The organism is Streptomyces sp. 2P-4 (genome assembly GCF_030167965.1).
Classification (GTDB): Bacteria; Actinomycetota; Actinomycetes; order Streptomycetales; family Streptomycetaceae; genus Streptomyces; species Streptomyces globosus_A.
Genome location: NZ_CP095011.1, coordinates 5680643 through 5694297, shown reverse-complemented (window position 1 = coordinate 5694297; position 13655 = coordinate 5680643). Strand labels below are relative to the sequence as shown.

At 74.9% G+C, this 13655-nt stretch carries 12 protein-coding genes; 1 reads left to right on the top strand and 11 read right to left on the bottom strand.

Features of this window, described 5'->3' with window-relative positions; all coding sequences use genetic code 11:
• Positions 1-34: 34 nt before the first annotated feature.
• The 8 genes from MUK52_RS25270 to infC form a co-directional block, all read right to left on the bottom strand.
• Positions 35-1123 carry a PP2C family protein-serine/threonine phosphatase gene (locus MUK52_RS25270; protein ID WP_284580230.1) on the bottom strand — a complete coding sequence of 363 codons (1089 nt, stop codon included), beginning with the start codon at positions 1121-1123 and terminating at the stop codon, positions 35-37.
• Positions 1124-1296: 173 nt separating this feature from the next.
• Positions 1297-3825 (bottom strand): phenylalanine--tRNA ligase subunit beta, encoded by a 2529-nt coding sequence (gene pheT / locus MUK52_RS25265; protein ID WP_284580228.1) that lies wholly within the window; start codon positions 3823-3825, stop codon positions 1297-1299.
• Positions 3825-4955, bottom strand: coding sequence for a phenylalanine--tRNA ligase subunit alpha (gene pheS / locus MUK52_RS25260; RefSeq protein ID WP_114056845.1), 1131 nt, complete (start codon positions 4953-4955; stop codon positions 3825-3827). The genes pheT and pheS overlap by 1 nt, the downstream gene beginning before the upstream one ends.
• Before the next feature lie 145 nt (positions 4956-5100).
• Entirely contained in the window at positions 5101-6318 is a 1218-nt protein-coding gene (locus MUK52_RS25255) for a sensor histidine kinase (RefSeq protein ID WP_114056846.1), read from the bottom strand.
• Positions 6319-6374: 56 nt separating this feature from the next.
• A complete protein-coding gene (locus MUK52_RS25250; RefSeq protein WP_114056847.1) occupies positions 6375-7238 on the bottom strand; it encodes a TrmH family RNA methyltransferase in 864 nt (287 codons plus the stop codon).
• A 136-nt stretch (positions 7239-7374) separates the two neighbouring features.
• Positions 7375-7767, bottom strand: a complete 393-nt coding sequence (gene rplT, locus MUK52_RS25245; RefSeq protein ID WP_114056848.1) for a 50S ribosomal protein L20 — start codon at positions 7765-7767, stop codon at positions 7375-7377.
• Between the two features lie 102 nt (positions 7768-7869).
• Entirely contained in the window at positions 7870-8064 is a 195-nt protein-coding gene (gene rpmI, locus MUK52_RS25240; protein ID WP_114056849.1) for a 50S ribosomal protein L35, read from the bottom strand.
• A gap of 110 nt (positions 8065-8174) precedes the next feature.
• A complete protein-coding gene (gene infC / locus MUK52_RS25235; protein WP_114056850.1) occupies positions 8175-8867 on the bottom strand; it encodes a translation initiation factor IF-3 in 693 nt (230 codons plus the stop codon).
• A 356-nt stretch (positions 8868-9223) separates the two neighbouring features.
• Between infC and MUK52_RS25230 the strand changes: the two genes are divergently transcribed.
• A complete protein-coding gene (locus MUK52_RS25230; RefSeq protein WP_114056851.1) occupies positions 9224-9601 on the top strand; it encodes a DUF1844 domain-containing protein in 378 nt (125 codons plus the stop codon).
• A gap of 93 nt (positions 9602-9694) precedes the next feature.
• On the opposite strand, the gene MUK52_RS25225 is transcribed toward MUK52_RS25230, so the two are convergent.
• The 3 genes from MUK52_RS25225 to MUK52_RS25215 are packed head-to-tail and all read right to left on the bottom strand — an operon-like array spanning position 9695 to position 12395.
• On the bottom strand, positions 9695-10435 hold the full coding sequence (locus tag MUK52_RS25225) for an SseB family protein (RefSeq protein WP_114056852.1): 741 nt from the start codon (positions 10433-10435) through the stop codon (positions 9695-9697).
• 2 nt (positions 10436-10437) lie between these two features.
• Positions 10438-11655: a type VII secretion-associated serine protease mycosin gene (gene mycP / locus MUK52_RS25220; RefSeq protein ID WP_114056853.1), complete on the bottom strand. Its 1218-nt coding sequence runs from the start codon at positions 11653-11655 to the stop codon at positions 10438-10440.
• On the bottom strand, positions 11652-12395 hold the full coding sequence (locus MUK52_RS25215) for a hypothetical protein (protein ID WP_284580222.1): 744 nt from the start codon (positions 12393-12395) through the stop codon (positions 11652-11654). Before MUK52_RS25215 ends, mycP begins: the two co-directional genes overlap by 4 nt.
• Between the last annotated feature and the right edge of the window lie 1260 nt (positions 12396-13655).

Genomic DNA, 13655 nt, shown 5'->3' with positions numbered 1-13655 from the left:
ACCGGGGCCCGGTGTGCGGTTCCCGGCCGAAGGGTCAGGCGCAGCGGTCGCTGCGGACCGCCAGCAGGGCGGCGTCGTCCGCGGGGTGCCCGCCGGTGTGGCGCAGCAGCGCCGCGTGCACGCCCGCGACCAGCCGCGCGGGCGTGGCCGCCGGCTGCCGGGCGGCGATGCCGGCGAGGATGCGGGGCAGGGGGAAGAACCGGCCGGCCGCGTCGCGGGCGTCCTCGGCGCCGTCCGTGTGCAGGAACAGCACGTCCCCGGGCCCGAGTCGGCCGCAGCCCCCCGCCTCGAGCCCGTCCGGTACGGGCGCCACCCCGAGCGGGGGCAGCGGATCGCCGCCGTCCAGGGCCCGTACGTCCGGCCAGGGGCAGGCGGGCGCGGGCACCGGGAGCGGGGCCGCCGGGACGGCGTCTGCGGCGGTGCGGGCGGCCGCGGCGGGCGGCAGTGCCCCGCGGGGCCGGGGGGCCGCCCGCGCACGCAGCACATAGGGCCAGGGGTGGCCGCAGTTGAGGGCGGTCAGCGTGCCGTCCTCGGCGACCTGGAGGAGGAGCACGGTCACGAACTCCTCGGCGGCGGACCCGGCCGCCGCGGCCCCGGCGGCGTGCCCGGCCGCCGCGCGGTCGCGGACGTGCCGGCCCAGGGCGCGTTCCATCCGGCGCAGCACCCCGGCCAGCGAGGGCTCGTCGTACGCGGCTTCCCGGAAGGCCCCGAGCACGGCGGCGGCCGCGGCCGCCGAGGGCAGCCCGTGGCCCCGTACGTCGCCGATGACGACGCGGACGCCGTGCGCGGTGGGCACGGCGCCGTAGAGGTCGCCGCCGATCGCGGCGCCGCGGGTCGCGGAGAGCTGGGCGCCGGCCAGGGCGAGGCCGTCGAGCCGCGCAGGCAGGGGCCGCAGCAGTGCCCGCTGGGCGGCTTCGGCGACCTCCTGGGAGCGGCGCAGGCGGGCGAGGAGGTCACGGCGGACCCGGAGCGCGCAGCCGGCGGCCAGGAGCAGGAAGGCCGCGGTGCCGGCGAGGCTGTGCGCCCACCGGCCGGGGCCGGGCAGCTCCCGGTACGCCGTGGCGCCGCCCCCTGCGGGGACGCACGCCCGGCGCGGCTGGGGCATCTCCCCGCGCGTGATCATCCCTTGGGACTCCTGTGTCTGCCCGCTGTGGGCACCCGGCGCAACGATTGTCCCGGCCCGTCACGCGAGAGGACACGGGTCACCGGGGTTTGCACCCGAACGAGTGAGGGGCGCCTCCGTGGTGGAGGCGCCCCTCACCGGGCGCACCGGTCGGCGGCGCAGGCCGCGGCCGCTTACGCGCCGCGCAGCACCGCGCCGGTCCGCTCGGCCGCCAGCGCGACCGCCGCGTCGCGGGCCGCCGTGGACTCCTCGGCGGTCAGCGTGCGGTCGGCCGCCCGGAAGCGGAGCGCGTACGCCAGGGACTTCTTGCCCCCGCCGACCTGCTCGCCGGTGAAGACGTCGAACAGCCGCAGCGATTCGAGGAGTTCGCCCGCGCCCTTGCGCAGCGCCGCCTCGACGTCGGCTGCCGGGACGGACGCGTCGACGATCAGGGCGACGTCCTGGGTGGCCACGGGGAAGGAGGAGATCCGCGGCGACTCCACGGGCGTGCCGCCGGCCGCCGCGAGGCGGTCGAGGTCGAGCTCCATGGCGCTGGTGCGGGCGGGCAGGCCGAGGGCCTTGACGACCCGCGGGTGCAGCTCGCCGGCGTGCCCGATGACCTGCTCCACCCCGTCGATGGTGACGACGAGCTCGGCGCAGCGGCCCGGGTGCCACGGGCCGTACTGGCCCTGCCGCACGACGAGGTCCGTACCGGCCTCGGCGGCCAGCAGGCGCGCGGCCTGGACGGCGTCCGCCCACTCGGCCGGGCGGCCCTTGCCCCACCAGCCGGCCTGCTCGCGCGCCCCGGCCAGCACGACCGCGGCGTACCGCGGCTGCGCGGGCAGCGCCGCGTCGAGCGTGGCGATCTCCTCGTCCGAGGGGCGGCGGTCGACGGGCAGCCGCACGGCGACGCCCGGCTTCTCGCCGGCCCGGAAGACCAGGCCGGTCTCGAAGAGGGCCAGGTCGTGCGAGCCGCGGCTGTCGTTGCGGCGCAGCGCGCCCAGCAGGCCGGGCAGCAGCGTGGTGCGCAGCGCCGGCTCCTCGTCGGAGAGCGGGTTGACGAGGCGGACGACGTCCCGGGAGGCGTCGTGCGCGGGCAGCTGGAGCTGGTCGAAGACCTGCTCGCCGATGAACGGGTAGTTCAGCGCCTCGACGTAGCCGGCGCCGGCCAGGGCGCGGCCGACCCGGCGGTGCAGCTGCTGCCGGGCGGTCAGGCCGCGGCCGGAGGGCACCTGGGGCAGCGTGGAGGGCAGGTTGGCGTAGCCCTCCAGCCGGATGACCTCCTCGGCGAGGTCGTTCGGCTCGGCGAGGTCGGGCCGCCACGAGGGGACGGTGACGACGAGCTCGTCCTGGCCGTAGACGTCGCAGCCGACCTCCTGGAGGCGGCGGACGACCGTCTCCCGGCCGTACGCGACGCCCGCCACCCGGTCGGGGTGGTCGGCGCGCATCGCGACGGTCCGCGGCGCGCCCGGCGCGGTCAGCTCGGTGACGCCCGCCTCGGCGGTGCCGCCGGCGAGCAGCACCAGCAGGTCGACGGTGCGCTGCGCGGCGGCCGAGGCGGCCTGCGGGTCGACGCCGCGCTCGAAGCGCTTGGAGGCCTCCGAGGACAGCCGGTGCCGGCGGGCCGTGCGCGAGATGGCGATCGGGTCGAAGTGGGCGGCCTCGATGACGACGTCCGTGGTGCCGGCGACCTGGCCGGTCTCCGGGTCGGCGGCGGCGTCGGCGATCTCCGTGTTCGCGCCGCCCATGACGCCGGCGAGGCCGATCGGGCCGCTGTCGTCGGTGATCACCAGGTCCTCGGCGTCGAGGGTGCGCTTGACGCCGTCGAGGGTGGTGAGGACCTCGCCCTGCTCGGCGCGCCGCACGCCGATCGCGCCGTCGAGGCGGGCGCGGTCGTAGGCGTGCAGGGGCTGGCCGAGCTCCAGCATCACGTAGTTGGTGACGTCCACGGCGAGGGAGATCGGGCGCATGCCGGCCTTCTGCAGGCGGCGCTTGAGCCAGATCGGGGACTTCGCCTCGGGGTCCAGGCCGGTGACGGTGCGCGCGGTGAAGCGGTCGCAGCCGGCCGGGTCGGAGACCTTGACGAGGTAGCCGTAGGAGTTCGGGGCGGGCACGTCGAGGAGCGCCGGGTCGCGCAGCGGCAGGCCGTACGCGGTGGCGGTCTCGCGGGCGACGCCGCGCATCGACAGGCAGTAGCCGCGGTCGGGGGTGACGGCGATGTCGAGGACCTCGTCGCGCAGCTCCAGCAGCTCGATCGCGTCGGTGCCGGCCTCGTGCTCCGGCGGCAGCACGATGATGCCGTGCGTGCCGTCGTCGCCCATGCCGAGCTCGTCGCCGGAGCAGATCATGCCGCTGGAGGTCCTGCCGTACGTCTTGCGCGAGGCGATCGCGAAGTCGCCGGGCAGGACGGCGCCGGGCAGGGCCACGACGACCTTGTCGCCGACGGCGAAGTTCCGGGCGCCGCAGACGATCTCCTGGGGCTCGCCGGTGCCGTTGGCGGTGCCGACGTCGACGGTGCAGAAGCGGATCGGCTTCTTGAACTCGGTCAGCTCCTCGATCGTCAGCACCTGGCCGACGACGAGGGGGCCGGTGAGGTCGGCGCCGAGCTGCTCGACGGTCTCGACCTCCAGACCGGCGTCGATGAGCTTGGCCTGCACGTCACGACCGGTTTCGCCCGCAGGCAGGTCGACGTACTCCCGCAGCCACGAAAGCGGGACCCGCATCAGATCTCCATCCCGAACGGCCGGGTGAACCGGACGTCACCCTCGACCATGTCTCGCATGTCTTCCACGTTGTGCCGGAACATCAGCATCCGCTCGATGCCGAAGCCGAAGGCGAAGCCGCTGTACTTCTCCGGGTCCACGCCGCAGGCGGTGAGCACCTTGGGGTTGACCATGCCGCAGCCGCCGAGCTCGATCCAGCCCTCGCTGGAGCAGGTGCGGCAGGGGCGGTCGGGGTTGCCCACCGACGCGCCGCGGCACACGTAGCACTGCATGTCCATCTCGGCGGACGGCTCGGTGAACGGGAAGAAGTTCGGGCGCAGGCGCGTGGTGACGTCGTCCCCGAAGAGCGACTTGACCATGTGGTCGATGGTGCCCTTGAGGTCGGCCATGGTCAGGCCCTCGTCGACGGCGAGCAGCTCGACCTGGTGGAAGACCGGGGTGTGCGTCGCGTCGAGCTCGTCGGTGCGGTACACGCGGCCCGGGCAGACGATGTACACGGGCGGCTCGCGGCGCTCCAGGAGCGAGCGGGCCTGCACCGGCGAGGTGTGGGTGCGCAGGACGACACCGGACTCGTCGCCCTCGACGCCCTCGGGGCCGCGGACGAAGAAGGTGTCCTGCATCTGCCGCGCGGGGTGGTCGGGCGTGAAGTTGAGGGCGTCGAAGTTGAACCACTCCGCCTCGACCTCGGGGCCCTCGGCGACCTCGTAGCCCATGGCCGTGAAGATGTCCGCGATGCGGTCCATCAGCGTGGTCAGGGGGTGGCGGGCGCCGGCCGGCACGCGGTCGTAGGGCAGGGTGACGTCCACCGCCTCCTCGACCAGTACCCGCTCGTCGCGCTCTGCCTCCAGCTGGGCGAGGCGCTCCGCGAACGCCTTGTTCACCGCGCCGCGGGCCTGGCCCACGCGCTTGCCCGCCTCGGCCTTGGCCTGCGGGGGCAGCGCGCCGATCTCGCGGTTGGCGAGGGCGAGCGGCGAGGTGCCGCCGGCGTGGGCGGTCTTCGCGTGCGCGAGTTCGTCGAGGTCGCCGGCGGCCGCGAAGGCGGCGAGCGCCTCGTCCCGCATGCGCTCGATCTCTTCCGGTTTCAGTGCCTCGACCTCGACAGGGTCGTACGACTTGTTCGGTGCCGACATCTCTTCCCGTGCTTCCGATGGGCTGGCTGGAGGTCCCCGCTCGACGACGAGCTCGACACAAGGACGCAAAGGTGCCAAAGGACGAGTCTACGGGCCGCGGGGGGCGGAGGAGCCCGTGGGCCGCCTGGCGAGACGCTCCGCAGGATTACTGCGAGAGGTACGCCGGCGCGCCGACGGGCAGGATAAATCGGAATTCCGCGCCGCCGCCGGGTCCGCGGCCGACGGTGATCGTGCCGCCGTGCGCCTCGACGATGCCCTTGACGATGTACAGGCCCAGGCCGGTGCCGCCGCGTTTGCTGCCCCGCCAGAAGCGGGTGAAGACGCGGCCCATCGACTCCTCGGGGATGCCGGGGCCCTCATCGGTCACGGTGACGGCGGTTCCTTTCTCGGTCTTGCCCGCTGTGTTCGTCAGGCTGGTCGGCGACACGTCGATGGTGACGGTTCCGTCGCCGTGGCGCACCGCATTTTCCAGCAGGTTGCCGAGGATCTGGTCGATCTTGTCGGGGTCGGCCCACAGGTCGGGCAGGGCGCGGCTGACGCGGACGAGGAACCGCTCGGGCGCCTGGCCGTTCGCGGTGAGCGCCTGGACGTGGCGGCCGACGGCGGTGGCGATGTCGACGGGCTGGCGGCGGACTTCGAGGCGGCCGGAGTCGATGCGCGAGATGTCGAGGAGCTCGGCGATCAGCCGGGTGACGCGGTTGGCGTCGGCGTCGACGGTCTCCAGCATGAGGCGCTTCTGGTCGTCGGTGAACCGCTCCCACTTGGCGAGGAGGGTCGCGGTGAAGCCCTTGACGGAGGTCAGCGGGGAGCGCAGCTCGTGGGCGACGGTGGCGATCAGCTCGGCGTGGCTGCGCTCGGTGCGGCGGCGGGCCTCGGTGCCGCGGAGCGTCACGACGAGGCGGCGGAGCGGGCCGGCGGGCTGGGAGCGGACGTAGCGGGCGGAGACGAGGACCTCGCGGCCGCCGGGCAGGAGGAGGTTCCGCTCGGGCTGGCCGCGGCGGGTGGCGAGCCCGCCGTAGGGGTCGGTCAGGGCCCACCAGCGGCGGCCGTCGAGGTCTTCCAGCGGCAGGGCCCGCTCGATGCGGGCGCCGAGCGCCTCGGCGGGGGCGAGGGCGGTGATGCGGGCGGCGGCGGAGTTGAAGCAGATGACCCGGCCGGAGTCGTCGGCGACGACGAGCCCGTCGGGCAGGTCGTCGGGGTCGATGCCGAGCGCCGCGAGGCCCGCCGGGTCGGCGGGGCCGGGCGTGCCCGGCGCTGCGGCTCCCGGGCCGGGCGGGCCCGGGAGCTGTGCGGGAACGGTCGCCAGGGACGGCGCCCCCGCCGCGTCCGCGGCCCCTGGCGAGCTGTTCGTACCGACGGTCATGTCCCCGTACCCCACATCTCCGAGTAGCGCAGTGGGCCCCCCGGGCCGCCACATTACTAGCTGGGGGTCACGGAGCGGCACCCTCCGGACGCCCGCTGTGCACGGGCGGAGGCGTAGAGGCACACGGCGGCGGCCGTCGCGAGGTTCAGGCTCTCGGCCTTGCCGTGGATCGGGACGCGTACGACGGCGTCCGCGAGGGCGCGGGTCTCCTCGGGCAGGCCCCACGCCTCGTTGCCGAAGACCCAGGCGGACGGGCCGCCCATGGTGCCTGCGTCGAGCTCGGCGTCGAGGTCGTGCTCGCCCGCCCCGTCGGCGGCGAGGATCCGCACGCCGGCCGCCCGCAGCCCGGAGACGGCCTGCTCGACGGGGACGCCGACGGCGACGGGGAGGTGGAAGAGGGAGCCGACGGAGGCCCGTACGGACTTGGGGTTGTACAGGTCGACGGAGGCGTCGGTCAGGACGACCGCGTCGGCCCCGGCGGCGTCGGCGCAGCGCAGGACCGTGCCGGCGTTGCCGGGGTCGCGGACGTGCGCCAGGACGGCGACGAGCCGGGGCCGGGCGCGCAGGATCTCCTCGAACGGCGAGTCGAGGAAGTGGCAGACCCCGACGAGCCCCTGCGGGGTGACGGTCTGCGAGACCTCGGCGAGGACCTCGTCCGAGGCGTGGTGGACGCGCGCGCCGGAGGCCCGGGCCTCGGCGACGATCTCCGGGTAGCGCTCGGCGGCCTCGGCCGTGGCGAACAGCTCGATCAGGGTCGGGCCGCCGGGGCCGCGGTGCCCGACCGCCTCGCGGACGGCCTGCGGCCCCTCGGCGAGGAAGCGGCGCTCCTTGGTGCGGAAGTTGCGCCGGGCGAGGCGCTTGGCGGCGGCCACCCGAGGGGATCGGGGGGAGATCGGCTCGGCGGGGGCGGGGGTACCCATGGGCGGTCGGCTCGCTTCCGTGCGTACTGCGGGTGTGACTGGGCGGGGCGGCGGCCACAACGCACGGACCCGCAGGCACGGGGCCTGCGGGTCCGGGCTGAAGCCTGTCGAGGGCTTGCTGCGCGAAGCGTGTCGCTTAGGCGGCAGCGGCGGCCTTCGGGGCGTTCACGTCGGCCGGGAGCGCCTTCTGGGCGACCTCGACCAGCGCGGCGAACGCGTTGGCGTCGTTGACGGCCAGCTCCGCGAGGATCTTGCGGTCCACCTCGATGTTGGCGGCCTTCAGACCCTGGATGAGGCGGTTGTACGTCATGCCGTTCTGGCGGGCAGCGGCGTTGATGCGCTGGATCCACAGCTGACGGAAGTCGCCCTTGCGCTTCTTGCGGTCGTTGTAGTTGTAGACCAGCGAGTGGGTGACCTGCTCCTTGGCCTTGCGGTACAGGCGCGAACGCTGACCGCGGTAGCCGGAGGCCGCCTCGAGGATCGCCCGGCGCTTCTTGTGGGCGTTTACTGCCCGCTTGACGCGTGCCACTTCTTGACTCCTTGTAGCGGGGCCGCGGGTGTCTTCACACGGCCCGGAAATTCGATGGGATCCCGGTCTTGGCGTCCCGCTCCCGGTGGGGGAGCGGCGACGTCAGATGCCGAGAAGCTTCTTGATCTTCGCGGCGTCGCCCGGGGCCATCTCGGCGTTGCCCGTGAGGCGACGCGTCAGCTTGGACGACTTGTGCTCGAGCAGGTGGCGCTTGCCGGCGCGCTCGCGGAGCACCTTGCCGGAGCCGGTGACCTTGAAGCGCTTCTTGGTACCGCTGTGCGTCTTGTTCTTCGGCATGGCGCCGTTATCTCCTCGTCGGTGGCGTTCCCACCGGTCCGGTACCGGACCGGCTTGCGGGAGCGTCATGTTGTGTCGGTGATCCGGGACCGGATGCCCCGGAACCAGGCCTAGGCCTGCGCCTCGGGAGAGGCGTCGCCGGCTTCGGCGGAGGCGACCCCGGTGTCCCCTTCGGGCGCTTCCTTGGCGGCAGCGTCCGCGGCAGCACCCTGGCGCTCGGCCTTGCGGGCGGCCTGCGCCTCGCGGGCTTCGGCCATCGCCTCGGTCTTCTTCTTGTGCGGACCGAGAACCATGATCATGTTTCGGCCGTCCTGCTTCGGGTTCGACTCGACGAAACCGAGGTCCTGGACGTCCTCCGCCAGACGCTGCAGCAGCCGGTAGCCGAGCTCCGGCCGGGACTGCTCGCGACCGCGGAACATGATCGTGATCTTGACCTTGTCGCCCTGCTTGAGGAACCGAACGACGTGACCCTTTTTGGTGTCGTAGTCGTGCGGGTCGATCTTCGGCCGGAGCTTCATCTCCTTGATGACCGTGTGCGCCTGGTTCTTGCGCGCCTCACGGGCCTTCATCGCCGACTCGTACTTGAACTTGCCGTAGTCCATGAGCTTGCAGACCGGCGGGCGTGCAGACGCTGCGACCTCGACCAGGTCCAGGTCGTACTCCTGCGCGAGTTCAAGCGCCTTCGCAAGCGGGACGATGCCCACCTGTTCGCCGCTGGGACCGACGAGTCGCACCTCAGGGACACGAATCCGATCGTTGATGCGGGGCTCGGTGCTGATGGATCCTCCTCGGTAGCACCACACGGCTGTCAGGTTCAGACAGCCGCTGACGTCTTTGTGTCACGGGGACCAACCGCGGCCGGGCACGAAAAATGCCCCACCGTTCACAGGCAGGGGCTCCAAAACAACCGGAGCACCGCCGGGCGCGAACCGCGGGGCGCAGCATCGGACGGCTTTCCATCATCCGTACGGAACGATGGATGCCGCCTGACCGGTGACCCGCCGCCCCGGAAGGCGGTCGGGTGGGAGAACGGAGCCTCCACTTGTGGGCCGGGGACATACGTCTCCGGCCGGTCGTCCCTCCAATATAGCAGTCCGCGCCGGGCGCGCTCGCCAGGAGCCGCGGCAGGCGCCTCCCGGGCCCGGCTTATCGTGGGGGCATGACTGACGCGACCCCCACCCCCGCCACCGCGGCCGACCCGGCCCCCGACTACGACGCCATGACGCGCGACATCGCGGACGTGCCCGCCGTCGAGGTGATCACCACGGTGGCCGTGCACCTGCTGAGCGCCGCGGCGGTCAACCTGGGCCTCGACAAGCCGGACTCCGAGCACAAGGACCTCGACGAGGCCCGCAAGCTGATCACCGCCCTTGCCGGCCTGGTGACCGCCAGCGCCACCGAGATCAGCTCCTTCCACGCCGCACCGCTGCGCGACGGCCTGAAGTCCCTCCAGCTCGCCTTCCGCGAGGCGTCCGTCGTCCCGGACGAGCCGGGCCAGGGGCCGGGCGAGAAGTTCACGGGACCGGTCTTCGGCTGACGGGCCGGGCGTACGGGAACGAACCGGAGGGCCGGGGCGGCAGCCGCCCCGGCCCTCTCGCGTACGCGCCCCCGGGCTCCGGGGGTCAGCGGGTCAGCGGGTGAAGAGGGCTTCGCCCGGCGGGGCCGGCGCCGACTCCGGGAGCAGCGCCAGGTCCAGCCCGCGCACCAGCCGGGCCCGCAGCGTCTCGTCCGCGGCGAGCGCCCCGGCCACGCTCCTGGCCGCGGCCCCGGGCTCCGCGCCGGCGGCCAGCACGATCGCGAGCGTGCCGTCGGCGTCGGGGCCGCCGGGCCCGAGGTGCGCCCGCAGCACCGCGGGCTCCGCGGCCACCGCGGCCCGTACGGCCTCGTGCACGGCCGGGTCGGTCAGCGGATCGGTGTCCGTGCGGCCCTCGGCGAGCGCGAGCAGCGCCCGGCCGGTGAGCTCGTACGCGACGGGGCCGGCCATGTCGAGGACGACCGTGTCGGCCTTCTCGTGCGCGGCGGCCGCCAGCGCCTGGTGGAGCGGGACCGCGACCGGCCGGGCCGCCGGGTCCCACAGCGCGAGCGAGGCGGTGGAGGTGAAGGCGGGCAGCGCCCGCCGGTTCCCCGCCTGAAGGGTGGGCACAGCCATGTCGCTGGTCTTCTCCCGCCTGAGCCCGGTCTCCGGATCGGTCTCGACCTCGCCGAGGACCGCGACCACCGGGACCAGGAGCCGGGCGCCCTTGAGCGCGGCCAGCACCTCCGGCTCCCTCTCCCGGTCCTCGGACCAGGCGGCCAGGGCCGCGCTCAGCCGGGGGTCGGCGGAGCCGTCGTCGTCGGAGTAGCCGGGGTCGGGGATGTTCTTGTTCGCCACAGTTACCCGACCCTATCCCCCTGGTCTGCGCTCCCGCGCGGCGGCCGGGCGGGGCGGCCGGACGGGCGCCGGGCCAGCACGGCCGCCAGCACCAGCAGCCCCAGCCCGGTGCCCGCCGCCGCGGGCAGCACCGGCCCGGCGGCGGCCGCGTCCGCCGGGGCCGGCTCCGGTCCCGGGCCGAAGTGCGCGCTGCCCGCGGCGGCGGGCCGGGGCACGGCGGGCTCGGGGCGCAGCGCATCCGCGGCCTGCAGCGCGGCGGCGGGATCGACCAGGCCGTGCCCGCGGGCGTCGTTCCGGCCGCCTGCGGGGGCGTCGGCGGCGGTGTCCTCCAGCAGCTTCTTGATCTGCGCCGGGGACAGCTCGGGGTGGGCGGCCCGGACGAGCGCCACCGCCCCGGAGACGAATGCGGCGGCCGCGCTGGTCCCCCAGCCCTCGTAGTAGGAGCGGTCGGGGTCGGCGATGACGATGTCGACACCGGGCGCGCAGACGCTGGCGTACCAGCTGCGCGTCGAGAACGGCGCCTTCCGGCCGCGGCGGTCGACCGCCGCGACGGCGATCACCCCCGGGTAGGCGGCCGGGTAGGAGGCGTGGTTGCCCTCCCGGCCGCCGTTGCCGGCGGAGGCGACCACGACGACGCCCTTCGCCAGCGCGTACTGCACCGCCTCGTCCTCGGCGGCCTCGTGGTGCGCGGAGTCGCTGTCGTCGCCGAGCGACAGGTTGATCACGTCCGCCCCGTGGTCGGCGGCCCACCGGATCCCCTCGGCGAGCGCACCGCCCTTGCTCTCCCGCGCCTCGGCCCGGCCCGGATCGCCCTCCTCCAGGATCACGCGGACCGGCAGGATCCGGGCCTGCGGGGCCACCCCGAGGACACCGGCCCTGCGGTGCCGGCCGTGGCCGTGCCCGGCGATGATCCCCGCCATGGCCGTCCCGTGCCGCGCCCAGGCCCGGTCGCCGGGGCCCGCGCCCATGCCGACCAGGTCGGCGCCTTCGAGGACCTGCCCGGCGAGGTCCGGGTGTCCGGCGTCGACACCCGTGTCGAGGACGGCGACGGTGACCCCGCCGCCCTGCGTGGTCCCCCACGCCTCCTCTGCGCGCAGCGCCGTCAGCCCCCACTGCCGGTCCCGTACGGCATCGGTGTCCGCGGCGGCGGGCGCGGCGGGCACCCCGACGGCCAGGACCGCGCCGATGACCAGGGCCGCACCGGCCTTGCCCCGCCTCACCGCGCGGACCCGGCCGGAACGGCGAGCGAGCTGAGGCCGGCCCGCACCAACTCCCCGACGGCCTTCGCCTCGTGGCCGAGCCCGGACTGCGCGACGGCCCCGGAGGCATCGGCGCGCACGGCCTCGTCGGCCGGGACGGGCGCGTCGAGGACGCGGCCGTCGGCGAATGCGGCGACCGTGTAGACGACGACGGGCCCCTCCGGCAGGACGGCCGCGGTCCAGGCAGCGCGGCGCTCGTCGGCGAACCCGAACCCGGGCGGCGCCCCGAGCCGCCCCTGCAGCCCGGCCATGGCGGACGCCTCGCCGGGGGTGAACACCATGCCTACGGCGACGAGGGAGCTGCGGGTGGCATCGGTGTACGAGGCCCGCAGCACGCGCGTACACCCGGTCCCGGCGAACGCCGCCTGCCACTCGGCGGCCAGCGCGGCCGCACAGTCGGCGTCGGGGGCGACGGCCACGCGGGTCCAGGTCCGGTCGGCCCCGCCGGGCCCGGCACCGGGTCCGGCGAGCACGGGCGGGAAGAGGGCGTCGACGGGGGCGTCCCGCCACAGCGAACCGGCCTTGCGGTAGGCGGCGTCGGCGGACGGCACCCGTCCGGCGGCATGCCGCTCGGCCCACCCCGTCAGAGCCGTCCCGGCGAGCAGGCCCGTCCCGACCACGGCGCACAACACGGCGACGAGCCGCTGCGGCTGCCCCCGCCGCCCGGCTCCCCGAGACGGAACCGACTCGGACTCGGCCAAAACCGCCTCATACGGCGCCGACGCACTCATCCGACGACTCCGCCCCCCGTTCCGTACGGCTGCCGCAGCTACTTTACGCGGAGGGCGGGGTGCGAGGCGTGGGCGGCGGGGTGGGCGGGGCCGGGATCGGGGTGGGGCCGTGGTGCTGTGCGCGGGGGTGGTGGTCGGGGCGGTGTCGGGGGTTGGTCGGGGTCGGGGTGGTGGCTGGGGGCGGGGTGGTGGCTGGGGGCGGGGTGGTGGCTGGGGGCGGGCCGCCAGTCCAGTGTCAGCGCGGGCCGGGGCGGGCCGTCAAGGGCGCTCCCGTTGGTCGCGTCGCTGCGCGATGGCCCTTCGGGCCACCCTTGACTGCCCGCCCCGTCCCGCACCGACAGAAGACTGTCGCCCCACCCCCAGCAGGAACAACGCCCAGGGGGACCCATACCGGGAAGGCCCCAGCCGCGCAGAGGACGACCACGGCTCCGCCACGGTCCTTTCCGTCCCGGCAGCATCAGGCGCCTCACCAGCCGCCCTGGGCGCCCGAGATCGCTACGCGGTTCCGCGGGGTTGGCGGCTGCGGCCTGCTCGTGCTTGCGGAGGCGCCTCAGATCGCTACACGGCCGGGCTGGGTGGGCGGCCGCGGACCGTGTGCGGCGGCAGCGAGGGCGCCTCAGATCACTGCGGGTGTCCGTGAGAGGGGGCGGGTGCGACACAGCCGGGGCGGGCGGGGTTGACGGGGTGGGGGAGGTGGCCTGTGGGGGCGGCAAGGGGACGTGTTGTGGGTAAACGACGCCCCAGACATCGTTTCGGCACACGAAGCCCCGTTCGCGCTCAGATTCCCTTGACTGCGAGCCTCCTGGACACGCAGGACCACTGTGGTCAGCCCGACTCCTACAGGCACCCCCTTCTGCGGCTTCCCACGGCTTCCTACGGCTTCCTGCGATCCGTCGTGCATCGGCCGGCACCAGACCGCCGACAGCCACCAACCGAGCGCCTCGTGAGGCTGGTTGCTGCGCATCGGCAACCATGGACGGGCTGAGGACGCCGACCTGGGGCAGCGCACGGTGGACAGGGGCGTTCGCCGGCCCCGGACAGCCGCAGTCGCCCACCCGGCCCAGCCGTGTAGCGATCTGAGGCGCCTCCGCAGGCACGGGCATGCCGCGGCCGCCTACCCAGCCCGGCCGTGTAGCGATCGGCGGCGCCCGGAGGGCTGACGGGGTGTGAGGTATGGCTGGGGTGGGAGGGCGTGGCGGAGCCGTGCCCGCCCTCTGCGCGGCTGGGGCC